Source organism: Rhizobium sp. Root1334 (assembly GCF_001426665.1).
Taxonomy (GTDB): Bacteria; Pseudomonadota; Alphaproteobacteria; order Rhizobiales; family Rhizobiaceae; genus Pararhizobium.
Map to the genome: position 1 here is coordinate 480,236 of NZ_LMEY01000001.1, position 13,818 is coordinate 494,053.

The 13,818-nt window shown below is 61.1% G+C and carries 16 protein-coding genes; 12 read left to right on the plus strand and 4 right to left on the minus strand.

Annotated elements, in window-relative coordinates; genetic code table 11:
- Positions 1–82 precede the first annotated feature (82 nt).
- The 3 genes from aroC to ASD36_RS02390 all read left to right on the plus strand — a co-directional run bounded on the left by aroC (position 83) and on the right by ASD36_RS02390 (position 2,985).
- Entirely contained in the window at positions 83–1,180 is a 1,098-nt protein-coding gene (gene aroC, locus ASD36_RS02380; protein WP_060504846.1) for a chorismate synthase, read from the plus strand.
- 17 nt (positions 1,181–1,197) lie between these two features.
- Entirely contained in the window at positions 1,198–2,298 is a 1,101-nt protein-coding gene (gene ribB, locus ASD36_RS02385; protein ID WP_060504845.1) for a 3,4-dihydroxy-2-butanone-4-phosphate synthase, read from the plus strand.
- A gap of 153 nt (positions 2,299–2,451) precedes the next feature.
- Entirely contained in the window at positions 2,452–2,985 is a 534-nt protein-coding gene (locus tag ASD36_RS02390) for a GNAT family N-acetyltransferase (protein WP_060504892.1), read from the plus strand.
- Here ASD36_RS02390 and ASD36_RS02395 read toward each other — a convergent pair.
- Positions 2,982–4,172 (minus strand): winged helix-turn-helix domain-containing protein, encoded by a 1,191-nt coding sequence (locus ASD36_RS02395; RefSeq protein ID WP_060504844.1) that lies wholly within the window; start codon positions 4,170–4,172, stop codon positions 2,982–2,984. The two genes, ASD36_RS02390 and ASD36_RS02395, sit on opposite strands and share 4 nt — an antisense overlap.
- 113 nt (positions 4,173–4,285) lie before the next feature.
- On the opposite strand from ASD36_RS02395, the gene ASD36_RS02400 reads away from it, so the two are divergent.
- The 6 genes from ASD36_RS02400 (at position 4,286) to ASD36_RS02425 (ending at position 8,468) form a co-directional block, all read left to right on the plus strand.
- Positions 4,286–4,966 carry an ABC transporter ATP-binding protein gene (locus ASD36_RS02400; protein WP_060504843.1) on the plus strand — a complete coding sequence of 227 codons (681 nt, stop codon included), beginning with the start codon at positions 4,286–4,288 and terminating at the stop codon, positions 4,964–4,966.
- Positions 4,960–5,580, plus strand: coding sequence for an energy-coupling factor transporter transmembrane protein EcfT (locus ASD36_RS02405; RefSeq protein WP_082562688.1), 621 nt, complete (start codon positions 4,960–4,962; stop codon positions 5,578–5,580). Before ASD36_RS02400 ends, ASD36_RS02405 begins: the two co-directional genes overlap by 7 nt.
- 82 nt (positions 5,581–5,662) lie before the next feature.
- Complete coding sequence (locus tag ASD36_RS02410; RefSeq protein WP_060504842.1) at positions 5,663–6,226, plus strand: biotin transporter BioY; 564 nt, start codon at positions 5,663–5,665, stop codon at positions 6,224–6,226.
- 29 nt (positions 6,227–6,255) lie between these two features.
- Positions 6,256–7,224 (plus strand): zinc-dependent alcohol dehydrogenase family protein, encoded by a 969-nt coding sequence (locus ASD36_RS02415; RefSeq protein WP_244482197.1) that lies wholly within the window; start codon positions 6,256–6,258, stop codon positions 7,222–7,224.
- Between the two features lie 63 nt (positions 7,225–7,287).
- Positions 7,288–8,214: a histone deacetylase family protein gene (locus ASD36_RS02420; RefSeq protein ID WP_060504840.1), complete on the plus strand. Its 927-nt coding sequence runs from the start codon at positions 7,288–7,290 to the stop codon at positions 8,212–8,214.
- Between the two features lie 2 nt (positions 8,215–8,216).
- Positions 8,217–8,468, plus strand: coding sequence for an exodeoxyribonuclease VII small subunit (locus tag ASD36_RS02425; protein WP_037106350.1), 252 nt, complete (start codon positions 8,217–8,219; stop codon positions 8,466–8,468).
- Positions 8,469–8,480: 12 nt separating this feature from the next.
- Here ASD36_RS02425 and ASD36_RS02430 read toward each other — a convergent pair whose 3' ends face one another.
- On the minus strand, positions 8,481–8,831 hold the full coding sequence (locus tag ASD36_RS02430; protein WP_060504839.1) for a hypothetical protein: 351 nt from the start codon (positions 8,829–8,831) through the stop codon (positions 8,481–8,483).
- Positions 8,828–9,118 (minus strand): DUF6516 family protein, encoded by a 291-nt coding sequence (locus ASD36_RS02435; protein ID WP_060504838.1) that lies wholly within the window; start codon positions 9,116–9,118, stop codon positions 8,828–8,830. Before ASD36_RS02435 ends, ASD36_RS02430 begins: the two co-directional genes overlap by 4 nt.
- Before the next feature lie 122 nt (positions 9,119–9,240).
- Between ASD36_RS02435 and ASD36_RS02440 the strand changes: the two genes are divergently transcribed.
- Positions 9,241–10,164: a pirin family protein gene (locus ASD36_RS02440; protein ID WP_060504837.1), complete on the plus strand. Its 924-nt coding sequence runs from the start codon at positions 9,241–9,243 to the stop codon at positions 10,162–10,164.
- A 163-nt stretch (positions 10,165–10,327) separates the two neighbouring features.
- Positions 10,328–12,241, plus strand: coding sequence for a 1-deoxy-D-xylulose-5-phosphate synthase (gene dxs / locus ASD36_RS02445; protein WP_060504836.1), 1,914 nt, complete (start codon positions 10,328–10,330; stop codon positions 12,239–12,241).
- A 111-nt stretch (positions 12,242–12,352) separates the two neighbouring features.
- Here dxs and ASD36_RS02450 read toward each other — a convergent pair whose 3' ends face one another.
- Positions 12,353–13,093, minus strand: a complete 741-nt coding sequence (locus tag ASD36_RS02450; protein ID WP_060504835.1) for an SDR family oxidoreductase — start codon at positions 13,091–13,093, stop codon at positions 12,353–12,355.
- Between the two features lie 97 nt (positions 13,094–13,190).
- Here ASD36_RS02450 and ASD36_RS02455 point away from each other — a divergent pair, with 97 nt between their 5' ends.
- Positions 13,191–13,799 carry a TetR/AcrR family transcriptional regulator gene (locus ASD36_RS02455; RefSeq protein WP_060504834.1) on the plus strand — a complete coding sequence of 203 codons (609 nt, stop codon included), beginning with the start codon at positions 13,191–13,193 and terminating at the stop codon, positions 13,797–13,799.
- Positions 13,800–13,818: the final 19 nt, after the last annotated feature.

A 13,818-nucleotide genomic window follows, 5' to 3' on the forward strand; every position in this document is an offset into this window, starting at 1 on the left:
GCGTTTTCCACTATGAGTGCGCTACTGAATGGCGCAGCGGCTCGCCCGGATGCGCTTGGCCTCATATCCGGTTGCCTGATCCATGTCGCACAATACTTTCGGTCATCTTTTCCGCGTTACCACCTGGGGCGAAAGCCACGGTCCGGCGCTCGGCTGCGTCATCGACGGCTGCCCTCCCGGCATCCGTTTCACCCTGCCCGAGCTGCAGGCCTGGCTCGACAAGCGCAAGCCCGGCCAGTCGCGCTTCGTCACCCAGCGCCGCGAGGACGATCTGGTGAAGATCCTCTCCGGCGTGATGCTGGACGCGGACGGCGAGACAATGATCACCACTGGCACGCCGGTCTCGATGATGATCGAAAACACCGACCAGCGCTCCAAGGATTACTCTGAAATTTCCAAGAGCTACCGGCCGGGCCATGCCGACTATACCTATGATGTCAAATACGGCATCCGCGACTATCGCGGCGGCGGCCGCTCGTCGGCGCGTGAAACTGCCGCTCGTGTGGCAGCCGGCGGCCTTGCCCGCAAGGTGGTCCCGGGGCTTCTGGTGCGCGGCGCGCTGGTGCAGATCGGCAAGCACAAGATCAATCGCGACAACTGGGACTGGAACGAAGTCGGCAACAATCCGTTCTTCGCACCCGATCCGGCCATCGTCCCGGTCTGGGAAGAATATCTCGACAGCATCCGCAAGTCGGGTTCGTCGGTCGGCGCCGTCGTCGAGGTGATAGCAGAAGGTGTACCGGCCGGCATCGGCGCGCCGATCTATGCCAAGCTCGATCAGGACATCGCCTCCAACCTGATGTCGATCAACGCCGTCAAGGGCGTGGAGATCGGCAACGGCTTTGGCGCTGCCGAAATCACCGGCGAGGAAAATGCCGACGAGATGCGCATGGGCAATGACGGCAACCCGATCTTCCTGTCGAACCATGCCGGCGGCATCCTGGGCGGCATCTCGACCGGCCAGCCGGTGATCGCCCGCTTCGCCATCAAGCCGACCTCTTCGATCCTGACCGAGCGTCAGTCGATCGATAGCGACGGCAACAATGTCGATATCCGCACCAAGGGCCGCCATGACCCCTGCGTCGGCATCCGCGCCGTGCCGATCGGCGAAGCGATGCTTGCCTGCACCATTGCCGATCATTACCTGCGTGACCGTGGCCAGACCGGCCGGTTGAAGTAAATTCAAGGAAGAACCCCATGCCCTTTGACCAGAAGCGCGTTGCCGATGCCATCCGGGCCTTCGAGGCCGGCGAAATCGTTGTCGTCACCGATGATGACGGCCGTGAGAACGAAGGCGACCTGATCGTCGCGGCCGTGCATTGCACGCCGGAAAAGATGGCCTTCATCGTGCGCCACACCTCTGGCATCGTCTGCACTCCGATGCCAAAGGAAGAGGCCAAGCGCCTCAACCTCAACGCCATGGTGGCAGAAAACGATTCGGCCCATACGACGGCCTTCACCGTCACCGTCGATTTCAAGCACGGCACGACGACCGGCATTTCGGCCGAAGACCGGACGCTGACGGTGCGCAACCTTGCCAACCCGAATGTCGGCGCTGCCGACTTCACCCGTCCCGGCCACATCTTCCCGCTGGTTGCCCGCGAAGGCGGCGTGTTGATGCGGTCCGGCCATACGGAAGCTGCCGTCGACCTCTGCCGCCTTGCCAGCCTGCCGCCGATCGGCGTTATCTGCGAACTGGTCAACGACGACGGCACGGTCACCCGCGGCCCGCAGGTCACCGAGTTTGCCGAAAAACACGGCCTGAAGCAGGTCTCGGTCGCCGATCTCATCGCCTACCGCCAGCGCAAGGAAACGCTAATCAACCTTGAGGCAACGTTCGATGTCGATACCGCCTATGGCAAGGCCAAGGCGCATGCCTATTCCCTGCCCTGGGATCCTATGCAGCATCTCGCTGTTGTTTTCGGCGATATCCGGGATGGCATCGATATTCCGGTGCGCCTGCACCTCGAAAACGTTGCCGCAGACGTCTTCGGCAAGGCTTGCCAGCTCGATCCGATTATGCAGCGCATGTCCGAACAGGGCCGCGGCGTCATCGTTTACCTGCGTGAAGGTTCGGTCGGCGTTGGCGTCTCGACAACGGCGCGCACCGGCAAGCATGAGCGCGAAGAGCATAGCGAAGCACAGGCCCGCGAAAGCGAATGGCTGGAAATCGGCCTCGGCGCCCAGATCCTCAAAGATCTCGGCATCACCTCGATCCGGCTGCTCTCCTCACGCGAACGCCACTATGTCGGCCTGGAAGGTTTCGGCATCGAGATCGCGGCGACCGAGATTATCTGAGCGCCTGCGCCCACTGAATTTTCAAGGCCACCGGTCAGGACATGACCGGTGGCCTTTCTTGTTTTATCGATAGAATAACCGGCACAGGTTTCCGGTGTAAGACGACCGGCAAATCAGGCCATGCCTGCTTCAGTGATGGATGGATATTCGACAATGACTGTTTTGCAGACGATGCGGCTGACGCTCAGTCCATGCACCCCAAGTGACCGCGCCGATTTCATCGATCTTGAGCGTGACCCGGAGGTCATGCGCTTTCTGAACGGCGGGTATGCGGTCAATCGTGAGACGACGAGTCCGGATGCGACATTCCTCATGCCGACAGGGATGGAGCCCTATATCTGGACGGCGCGCCGTACTGCAAACGGTGCGTTCGTCGGGTGGTTCTGTCTATGGCCGGAGGGTGAGAGGCTGGCCGAACTCGGATACCGCCTGCGCCGGATGGAGTGGGGTCAGGGGCTTGCCTCGGAGGGGGCGCTGGCCCTGGTCAACTGGGGCTTTGAAAGCGGTCAGTACGACAGGATTGCTGCAACGACGATGGCAATTAACCTCGGATCGCGCCGCGTCATGGAAAAGATCGGCCTGAGCTATGCACGCACAGTCATGTACGACGGGCCGGACCCTATCGTGGGCAGCGAGCATGGCGAGGTCTGGTACGAGCTGACGCGCTCGGAATGGAGCGGTGGCTAACCGTCCCACCCCTCTAAAAACACCACCTTCTCAACACCAGCAAATTTCGCCAGCCGTGCCAGTTCCGCCTCCAGCCGCTCCATGCGGCCGGTGGATGAGCGCACACCCTTTTCCCACCAGAGCCGCTTGACGGCGAGCGTCCCTGTCTTGCGGTCCGCCTTCATGTCGATCCGGCCGACAAGTCTGTCACCCTCCAGCAGCGGGAAAACGTAATAGCCGTATTCCCGTTTCGGTTCGGGAACGAAAACCTCGATGCGGTAATAGAAGCCGAACAGGCGTTCGGTGCGATTGCGGTTGCGGATCAGCGGGTCAAAGGGGCTGAGCACACGGATGCGGGCGGGCGCCTCTGCGAGGTCGCCGAGGTTTTCGGGGAAACCGGCGAAGGCATAGGAAAGGCGCGGCTTGTCGCCATCGGCAGGCTCGATCATCACTTCGGTCAGTTCGTCGCGATGCTGCATAACCCAGGCCTTTGCCTCGTCTGGCGAGACCAGATCGAAGAAGGCGGCGATTTCGCCGTGTGTGGCAAAGCCCAGCCGGTCGAGCGCTGCGCGGCAGGCCCAGTCGAGGAAGGCATCGTGACTGACCTCCGGCTCATAGTGGTGGCCGGGAATGACGCGCTCGGTGAGATCGTAGATTTTCTGGAAATTCTGGCGGCCGGCGATAGCGAGCTTGCCGGTATGCCAGTAGTATTCGAGCGCCGTCTTGTTGGGATGCCAGTTCCACCAGCCGCCCGATTTGTGGTCGTCGGCCTTCAAGTCCCGCGACAGCTTTGCGCCGCCCTGGGCGATGCGCTGGAATGTTTCTTCGAAAGTACTGTCGAAGCCTTCGCCGCGCCATTTCAGCCAGCGCTCGCGCATAACCGCCTCGCGCCGTACAAAGCGGTGCTTCCAGTAGCGGAAAAACTCCGACGGCAGGATCGAGGCGTCATGCGTCCAGTGTTCGAACAGCGCCCCGTCCTTTTCCAAAAGCTCCGTCAGGTGCTCGCGCCTATAGGTCTGGTTGCGCGAAAACAGGATCTGGTGATGGGCGCGCTCGACGGTCGAGATGCTGTCGACCTGGACAAAGCCGATTTCGTGGATGAGATCGAGTAAGCCCTGCTTGCCGAGCGACCGGTTTGGAGCAGCGGCTAGGCCTTGCTTGTTGAGGAAGATGCGCCGGGCATCACGGTTTGAAACAGGAATCGCCATGCAACAATCTAGGCAAATGTTCACACTTTGTTCAAGCCCAAAACCGGAGCCTCTTTCCATCCGCCAAGAAATCGTCCTATAGAGCCTCGACATTCGAACGCGGGGGACGCGGATTGGACATACGCTTTTCCAGCGTGTCCGTCAGTTTTGGCGGACGCACGGTTCTTCAGCCGCTGACGCTGTCGCTGACCGAGCGCCGTATCGGCATTGTCGGGCTGAACGGCTCGGGCAAGACCACATTTGCGCGGCTGATCAACGGGTTGGTCAAGCCGGCCACCGGCACCGTGACCGTGAACGGTCTTGATACCGTCAACGATGCAAGCGCAGCGCTGGCTGAGGCCGGCTTCATCTTCCAGAACCCACAGCACCAGATCATCATGCCGATCGTGCATGAGGATATCGCGTTTGGCTTGAAGAACCGCGGATTGAAGGCGGACGAGATCGAGCGACGCACAGCCGCCGTGCTCGAACGGTTCGGCATCAGCCATCTGGCCAAGCGGCGCGTGCATGAACTCTCGGGCGGCGAAACGCAGCTTGCCGCCATCGCCAGCGTGCTCGTCACCGGCCCCGGCATCCTCATTCTCGACGAGCCAACCAACCAGTTGGACCTTAAGAACCGTGGACTGGTGGAACGTACCATTGCCGGGCTTGACGAGCACACGATCGTCATCAGCCATGACCTGCCGCTGATCGAAAAATTCGACCGCGTTCTTCTGTTCCACGACGGCAGGTTGATCGCCGATGGCCCGGCGAATGAAAGCATCCGTGCCTACCATGAGGTGGCCGGTTGCTGAACGGGCTGAACATCGAAGGCACGACGCCGCTGCACCGGATGTCGGTGCGGATGAAGCTCGCCATCCTGCTCGTCTGCGGGCTTGCGCTTTATGCCGTGTCCTCGTTCTTCGTCCTTGTCCCGGCTTTCGTCATTGCTGCCGTCATCTACTTCACCACCGGCCTCGCCTTCCGCGAGGCCGTGTCGCGGCTAAAACCCATCCTCTTCACCATTCTGATCCTGTTGATAGCCACCGCCTACCTCACGTCGATACGCGAGGCGGCCGAAAGCTTTTTCCGGTTGATGGCGATCGTGCTGTTTGCAGGTGCTGTGACCGCGACGACGGCGACCGGTGCATTCATCGACGAGATCACCCGGCTGCTGCAGCCGCTCGACAGGCTCGGCCTGGTGCGGGCCGCCGATGTCGGGCTTGCCTTCGGGCTGGTGCTGCGCTTCGTTCCGGATATTTTCAACCACTACCAGTCGATACGCGAGGCGCACCGGGCGCGCGGGCTGAAGGTGCGGCCGTTGACGATTCTGGCGCCGTTGATCATCCTGACGCTGAAGGACGCCGACACGATCGCCATGGCGATCGACGCCCGCGGTTTCCGGCGGCCGCGCGAGAGGCTTCGTTGATGGAGAACGCATTCTTCCGTCTCTGTCCCGATCCGGCGATGGCCGCACGCATGCACATATATCGATAGACAAAGGACCTGCCATGACCACCAGAGACCTCGTTCTCATTGCCCTATTCACCGCCATCATCGTCGTTCTCGGCCTCATTCCGCCGGTGACGCTGGGCTTCATTCCCGTGCCGATCACCGCTCAGTCGATGGGCGTGATGCTGGCAGGCTGCATCATCGGCGCCAAGCGCGGCGCGCTCGCCTATGTGCTTCTGGTGCTGCTGGTCGCGATCGGGCTGCCGGTTCTCTCCGGCGGCCGTGGCGGCTTGGCCATCATCCAGGGTCCGACCGGCGGCTTCGTGCTTGGCTGGATCGTTGCCACCTTCGTTACCGGCCTGATCGCCGAGCGGCTGGTCAAGGAAGGCCAGAGCGAAGTCAGGCAGTTTGCCGGCTTCTTCATTGCCTCAGTCATCGGCGGCATTGGCGTGCTCTATGCCATCGGCATGCCCTGGGTGACTGCCGTCACCGGTACGCCGCTGTCAGCCGTCGCTACGGGTTCGCTTGCCTTCATTCCGGGCGACATCGTCAAGGCCGTGATTGCAACATTGGCCGCCCGCGCGGTTCTCGCCGGTTATCCGCTGCTGCACGCACGCGCCTGAGCGCCGTGGCCGTTCATCTTGCAGCCGTTGTGGAAAATTATGGTCGGCCGGAGGATGTAATCCGGCTTGCCAGACGGCCGCGCCCGGACCTTGCACCGGGCATGGTGGAAATCGCCATCGAACGTGCGGCGGTCAATCCTTCCGATCTGATCCCCGTGACCGGCGCCTATAGCAATCGCACCGTACTGCCGTTCGTTCCCGGCTTCGAGGGCGTCGGCACCGTTAGCCGCATCGGCGCCGGTGTCAGCGGCCTGAAATCCGGCGACCGCGTGCTGCCGCTCGGGGCGAGTGGCCTGTGGCAGAGCTATGTCCAGCGCCCGGCAGAGTGGTGTTTTGCTGTTCCGGATGACCTTTCGGCCGACCAGGCCACAACCGCCTATATCAATCCGATGACCACGTTGCGGCTGATCGCGGAATTGAAGGCTCATTTTGGTGGTTCTTACGGACTTTCGGGCCGCAGGATCGGCGTCACAGCGGCCGGCTCCGCGATCGGGCGGATGCTGCTAATGACACTGTCTGCCGAGGGTGCCGAGGTGATCGCCATCGTTCGCAGTGAAGCAACCGCTGCCCGTCTGCCAGCCCTGCCGGGTCTTCAAACCTGGGTGACCGGGCAGCAACTGGCCGGCAAGGATGTGGTTTTCGACGCGCTCGTCGATGCCGTCGGAGGCGAGACCGGCGGCCACCTGCTCCGGCATCATCTCTCTCCCGGCGGAGCCTTCCTGCAATATGGCGCGCTCAGCGGCGCACCGATTGCCCAGTCAGCCATTTCGGCGCGGCCGGATGTGCGCTTCTCCTTCCTTTGGCTGCGCTCCTTCATTCACGCGGCTGGAAGACAGGCAATTTCCAATGCGCTTGCCCAGTGTTTTGACGGGATCCGCGACGGCTCGATGGTGAGCCACATCGCCGCGACCTATCCGTTGTCGCGGCTTGACGAGGCACTTGTCCACCAGAGCGCCCCAGACCGGCGCGGCAAGATCCTCCTTGACCCGCGCTGTTGAAAACACCGCAAACGCCCTACCTAAAGCATGGACCTCGACCCCCTGAAGCCATAGGTTCCCGCCATGACCACGATCCTGTTCGAAAACCCGATCTTTCTGGAACACAAGGTTCCGGAAGGCCATCCGGAGCGGCCCGACCGGCTGAAGGCGCTCAACCTTGCGCTGGAGCATGAGCGGTTTTCGCCGCTGTCGCGGCTTGAGGCGCCGCAGGGCAATGAGGATCTGGTGCTGCTTGCCCATCCGGAGCAGCATCTGCGCACCGTCATGTCCGCCATACCAGAAGAAGGCATCAACGCCGTAGAGGCCGACACCTATGCCAGTCCCGCCAGCCTGCAGGCCGCACTGAGCGGGATTGGTGGCGCTGTCGCGGCAGTCGATGCGGTGTTTTCCGGCAAGGCCGACAATGTCTTCGTCGCCTCGCGCCCGCCCGGCCATCATGCCGAGAAGAACAAGGCGATGGGCTTCTGCTTCTTCAACAACATCGCCATCGCCGCCCGCCATGCCCAGCAGAGATATGGGGCCGAGCGTATCGCGATCGTTGACTGGGACGTGCATCACGGCAACGGCACGCAGGACATCTTCTGGGATGATCCATCGGTGCTGTTCTGCTCGACGCACCAGATGCCGCTTTATCCCGGCAGCGGCGCCAAGACCGAGACGGGTGCCGGCAATATCGTCAATGCGCCACTGTCGCCCGACACCGGCAGCGAGCATTTTCGCGAGGCGTTCAAGTCGCGCGTCCTGACGGCGCTGGATGATTTCCGCCCGGATTTCATTCTGATCTCGGCCGGGTTCGACGCCCATCACCGCGACCCCTTGGCACAGATCAATCTCACCGCCGAGGATTTCGACTGGGCGACCGGGCGCCTGCTCGACGTCGCTGGAAAAACCGCAAACAACCGCATCGTCAGCTTGCTGGAAGGCGGCTACGATCTTCAAGGGCTGGCCGAATCGGCCGCGACCCACATCTACCGCCTGATGAGAGGATGACCATGACCACCGCTGCACAAACCGACGTATCCACCCTCTCCTTCGAAAAGGCCGTCGAAGAACTCGAAGCCATCGTCTCGGCACTGGAGCGCGGTGACGTGGCGCTCGACAAGTCGATCGAGATCTACGAGCGCGGCGAAGCGCTGAAGAAACATTGCGAGGCGCTACTCGGCGCCGCCGAAAACCGCATCGAAAAGATCAGGCTCGACCGGGCCGGAAAGCCGCAGGGCGTCGAGCCGCTTGACGGGGAGTAAGCGGTTCCCAAGCTATAGGGCGATTGTCGTTCTGATTTCATCATAGCCTGCATGCAGGCCTTTGGCATCGTGTTCGATCAGGCCGGCTTTCGACAAAATCTCCACATCCTCGTGAACACGCCGATAGTCCCGGCCCAGGCTGCGCGCCAGTGCGGCAATGCTGGCCTGTGGATGACGGCGCAGATGACGCAGCAGCTCAAGACGTTTTGTCGTCATTGTCTGTGACAACGCATCCCAGTTCACAAAGGTCAGGTGATCTTCCGAAACAGCCTCGCCCTTTTCCGCGCGATGCCATGCGTCCGCGACCCTCTTCTGAAGGTCATCAAAAGAGCCGCCAATATGAAGCTGTACGTCCTTGCTCATATCCGTTCTCCTCTTACTTTTTCGACATCCAGCCGGAAATCGGCCAGCAGCTGTTCAATGGAAACAAACGCATAACCCTCTTCGCGGTCATCATAGTGGCGATGATCGCCCTTGCCGCGCTCGTTGTCATATCCAACAATTCTCTCGCCTGGGCGGCCGTAAAACAGAGAATATTTGAGAAAGTGCGACGCTGGCGGAACGGATACCGGCACGTGCCAAACCTTGATCTCAAGGATCGCACCATCCTGAAAAATTAGCCGATCACGGATGATCAATGTCGCTTTCATTCTTCAAAATATGTCATGTGACGCCATATGGCGTCAAGCGCCATAAATACGTGAGAGGACACTGGTAGTTTTCCTGCTGCGGGCCTACCTTAGGGTCAATATGAACCGACGAGGACCAGCCCATGAGCTTCTTTCCCGGACCAGACCCCGAAGCTGGTGATGCACCGGCCTGTGATGCGATCGAGCATCTGATCATTCCGCGCACCAGCGACATCGGCAATCTGCAGGTACGCCGGGCGTTGCCGACGGCAAAGCGGCGGCTGGTCGGGCCGTTCATCTTCTTTGACCGGATGGGACCGGCGCTTCTCAAGGCAGGACAAGCGCTGGACGTGCGGCCGCATCCGCATATCGGGCTTTCGACGGTCACCTACCTGTTCGACGGTGAGATCAAGCATCGCGATAGCCTCGGCACCGAAATGGTTATCGCGCCCGGCGACCTCAACCTGATGACGGCGGGGCGCGGTATCGTGCACTCCGAGCGCTCGCCCGAAAACCTGCGCGGCAAACCGCAATCGATCTCCGGCCTGCAGACCTGGCTTGCCCTGCCCGACCAATACGAGGAAATCGATCCGATCTTTGCCCATACCGAAAAACGCGACCTGCCCTCCTTCAACATGGACGGGCTGGAAGGTCGGGTCGTCATCGGCCAGTTCGAAGGGATGAGGTCGCCGGTTTCGGTGTTTTCCGACACGATCTATGTCGATCTGCGGATCGAGCCTGGCCGGAGCGCGCCGTTTGCTGCCGAGTGGGAAGAGCGCGCGCTCTATATCCTTGAGGGCGAGGCGATCATTGCGGGCGATCATTTTGCCGACAATCAACTGCTGGTTTTGCGGGCGGGCGATGCGATCACGATCACGGCGGGCCTAGCGGGCTGTCATATCATGCTGTTCGGGGGTGCCGCCCTTGGCTCTGCCCGGCATATCTGGTGGAATTTCGTTTCCTCGTCCAAGGAGCGGATCGAACAGGCCAAGGAGGAATGGCGAACGGGCCGTTTCGACATCGTCCCGGGGGACGAGGAAGAGTTTATCCCTTTGCCGGAGCGGTAATATTGGTTAAACTCGCAGCGTGCCGCAAGAAAACCGGTTTTTGCAATCCATAACGATTCTGTTTAAAGACGCGGTTCCCAGCGGACACCAACACTAGACATCGCGGTTCCCTTGAAGGCGCGAGAACGAAGGCCTTAGCGTGACACAATTGCCAGTCCATCCAATGCCGGCGACCCCTCTTCTCGATCAGGTTGTTTATCCCGATGATTTGAAGAGGATCGAAGACAAGGACTTGCCGCAACTGGCAGCCGAACTGCGCTCGGAGATGATCGATGCGGTGTCGCGTACCGGCGGCCATCTGGGTGCCGGTCTTGGCGTCGTCGAACTGACCATCGCCATCCACAAGGTCTTCAACACACCGCATGACCGGCTGATCTTCGATGTCGGTCATCAATGTTATCCGCACAAGATCCTCACCGGCCGCCGTGACCGTATCCGCACGTTGCGCCAGGAGGACGGCTTGTCCGGCTTCACACGGCGCGCCGAAAGCGAATACGACCCCTTTGGCGCGGCCCATTCCTCGACCTCGATTTCCGCCGGTCTCGGCATGGCGGTGGCAGCCGATCTCTCCGGCGAGCATCGCAATGTCATTTCCGTCATCGGCGATGGCGCAATGTCGGCCGGCATGGCCTACGAGGCACTCAACAATGCCGGCGCGCTGGATGCGCGGCTGATCGTCATTCTCAATGACAACGACATGTCGATCGCCCCGCCGACAGGCGCGATGAGCGCCTATCTGGCCCGCCTTGCCTCCGGCCGCACCTACATGGGCTTTCGCGATCTCGGCAAAAAGCTGACGGCCTATCTCGGCAAGAAGGTCGACCGGGCGATTACCCGCGCCGTCGAGCACGCGCGCGGTTATGTCACGGGCGGAACACTATTCGAAGAGATGGGCTTTTACCATATCGGCCCGATTGACGGCCATTCCTTCGAGCATCTGTTGCCGGTGCTGCGCAATGTGCGCGACAATTCCAATGGTCCGGTGCTGATCCATGTGGTGACACAGAAGGGCAAGGGTTACCCGCCCGCCGAAGCTGCAGCGGACAAGTATCACGGCGTCAACACATTCGACGTCATCACCGGCGCGCAGGCGAAAGCCAAGCCGAATGCCCCGGCCTATACATCCGTCTTTGCCGAGGCGCTGACGCAGGAAGCGGGCTATGACGACAAGATCGTCGCGGTTACCGCCGCCATGCCGTCCGGCACCGGCCTCGACAAGTTTGCGCTGGCCCATCCCTCCCGCTGTTTCGATGTCGGCATTGCCGAGCAGCATGCGGTCACCTTTGCGGCGGGGCTGGCGTCTGAAGGCTACAGGCCGTTCTGTGCGCTCTATTCCACCTTCCTGCAGCGCGGGTATGACCAGGTGGTGCATGACGTGGCGATCCAGGGCCTGCCGGTCCGTTTCCCGATCGACCGTGCCGGCTTTGTCGGCGCCGATGGCCCGACCCATGCCGGTTCGTTCGATACGACCTATCTCGCCACCCTGCCCGGCTTCGTCGTGATGGCGGCCGCCGACGAAGCGGAACTCAAGCATATGGTGCGCACCGCCGCAGCCTATGACGCAGGTCCGATCTCGTTCCGTTATCCACGTGGCGAGGGCGTTGGCGTGGAAATGCCGGAGCGTGGCCAGATCCTTGAAATCGGCAAGGGCCGAGTGATGAAGCAGGGCTCGAAGGTGGCGCTGCTTTCGTTCGGTACGCGTCTCGCCGATTGCCTGCTTGCCGCCGAAGATCTCGATGCCGCCGGGCTTTCGACGACGGTCGTCGATGCCCGCTTTGCAAAACCGCTCGACCACGATCTGATCCGCCAGTTGGCCAGGCATCACGAAGTGCTGATCACTATCGAGGAAGGCGCCGTCGGCGGCTTCGGCAGCCATGTGCTGCAATTCCTCGCCCATGAAGGCCTGCTCGACAACGGCCTGAAAATCCGGCCGCTGGTTCTTCCGGATATCTGGATGGAACAGGCCAAGCCTGAAGCCATGTATGCCAGGTCGGGCCTCGACCGCGCCGGCATCGTTTCGACCGTGTTCAAGACGCTCGGGCAGAAGCAGCAGATCGGCTCAAGCGTCGCAGGCTGATTGCTGGGCATTGGCTCACACGACCGGTTTTACCGATATCAACGATACCAGCCCTGCGCGACATACGCAGGGCTGGTCTTTTTTTTGGTTCAGCGCAAAGGGTCGCACCGATCAGATATTGGCACCACCATCAATGGTAATGCTTGAGCCGGTGATGAAGCGGCTTTCCTCTCCAGCAAGAAATGTCACCAGAGCAGCGATGTCCTGGGCCTTGCCGAAGCGAGGAATGGCCATCAGGGCAAGCTGCGGTTCGGCGTGATCACCATGGGCCGGATTCATGTCGGTGTCGGTGGAGCCAGGCTGGACGATGTTGACAGTGATCTCTTGCGGCCCGAGATCGCGTGCCAAGGCCTTGGTCAGCCCGACCAGCGCGAACTTGCTGGTTGAATAGATACTGAGGCCGGAGAATGGCACCTGTTCTCCGAGATTGCTGCCGATGAAGATGATGCGGCCGCCCTGCCCCATCACCGCTGCTGCCGCCTTGGAGGCGACGAAGCTGGCGCGGACGTGAATGCTCATGACGCGGTCAAACTCTTCCAGCGTCGCGGTATCGATCGTATCGACCGAGAAGACGCCGGCGCTGTTGACGAGAATATCGAGACTGCCAAGCCTCGCGTGAGCCTCTGCCACGGCCGCCTCGACGGCTGCCGCATCGAGATTGTCGGCCTTGATGGCAAGCGCCCTGCGCCCGAGTTTCTCGATAGCGCTGACGACTTCCTCTGCCTTGCCGGGAGCGCTTGCATAGGTGATGGCGACATCGGCACCATCCCTGGCAAGTGCCAGCGCAATGGCCGCACCGATCCCCCGGCTACCACCGGTGACGAAAGCAACTTTATTGTTCAAGCGAGACACGACATTTCCTTTTGTAACGATCGATACATATATGTAGTCAGCATTGCCTGCCGTCGTCAATTGATTTATGTATCGAATGATACAGAAAGGAATTTCGATGTCTCAAAGAGGCCGCCCGCGCACCTTCGACAGCGATGCAGCACTGAGGCGGGCAATGCTGGTCTTCTGGGAAAAAGGCTATGAGGCGACATCCATGGCCGATCTGACGGCGGCGATGCAGATCGGTGCGCCGAGCCTTTATGCAGCCTTCGGCAACAAGGCCGATCTGTTCGCAGCAGCTCTCAAGACCTACAAGGCCGAGATCGGGCTGGAGATATGGAACGCCCTGTCAAAGGCTGTGACGGCACGGCAGGCCTTTGCCGATTTCCTGCAGCAGACTGCCCTGGCCTATGCCCAGCCGGATACGCCACGCGGCTGCATGATTGCGCTTGGTGTCCTGAATGGCGACACGGACGCCGTTTCCACCTGTGAATTGTTGCGGCATTGCCGGTTGGAAAACGCCACCCTGCTGCGCGCGCGGCTGGAGGAAGGCGTCCGCGACGGCGAGATTGCGCCTACGGCAGATTGCCAGAAAATCGCCGATTTTTATGCAACGGTCCAGCACGGCATGTCGATTACCGCGCGCGACGGCGCGACTCTGGCTTCGCTCCAAAGCACGGCAGATGCGGCAATGGCCGCCTGGGACGCACTGACCGCACCGCGATAAAGCAGGTCCCCACAGGCGC

What these genes read in the sequence shown, in the direction of transcription:
- aroC (WP_060504846.1), top strand. Translation starts at nt 83, where the DNA reads ATGTCGCACAATACTTTCGGTCATCTTTTCCGCGTTACCACCTGGGGC.
- ribB (WP_060504845.1), top strand. Translation starts at nt 1,198, where the DNA reads ATGCCCTTTGACCAGAAGCGCGTTGCCGATGCCATCCGGGCCTTCGAG.
- ASD36_RS02390 (WP_060504892.1), top strand. Translation starts at nt 2,452, where the DNA reads ATGACTGTTTTGCAGACGATGCGGCTGACGCTCAGTCCATGCACCCCA.
- ASD36_RS02395 (WP_060504844.1), bottom strand. Translation starts at nt 4,172, where the DNA reads ATGGCGATTCCTGTTTCAAACCGTGATGCCCGGCGCATCTTCCTCAAC.
- ASD36_RS02410 (WP_060504842.1), top strand. Translation starts at nt 5,663, where the DNA reads ATGACCACCAGAGACCTCGTTCTCATTGCCCTATTCACCGCCATCATC.
- ASD36_RS02420 (WP_060504840.1), top strand. Translation starts at nt 7,288, where the DNA reads ATGACCACGATCCTGTTCGAAAACCCGATCTTTCTGGAACACAAGGTT.
- ASD36_RS02425 (WP_037106350.1), top strand. Translation starts at nt 8,217, where the DNA reads ATGACCACCGCTGCACAAACCGACGTATCCACCCTCTCCTTCGAAAAG.
- ASD36_RS02430 (WP_060504839.1), bottom strand. Translation starts at nt 8,831, where the DNA reads ATGAGCAAGGACGTACAGCTTCATATTGGCGGCTCTTTTGATGACCTT.
- ASD36_RS02435 (WP_060504838.1), bottom strand. Translation starts at nt 9,118, where the DNA reads ATGAAAGCGACATTGATCATCCGTGATCGGCTAATTTTTCAGGATGGT.
- ASD36_RS02440 (WP_060504837.1), top strand. Translation starts at nt 9,241, where the DNA reads ATGAGCTTCTTTCCCGGACCAGACCCCGAAGCTGGTGATGCACCGGCC.
- dxs (WP_060504836.1), top strand. Translation starts at nt 10,328, where the DNA reads ATGCCGGCGACCCCTCTTCTCGATCAGGTTGTTTATCCCGATGATTTG.
- ASD36_RS02455 (WP_060504834.1), top strand. Translation starts at nt 13,191, where the DNA reads ATGTCTCAAAGAGGCCGCCCGCGCACCTTCGACAGCGATGCAGCACTG.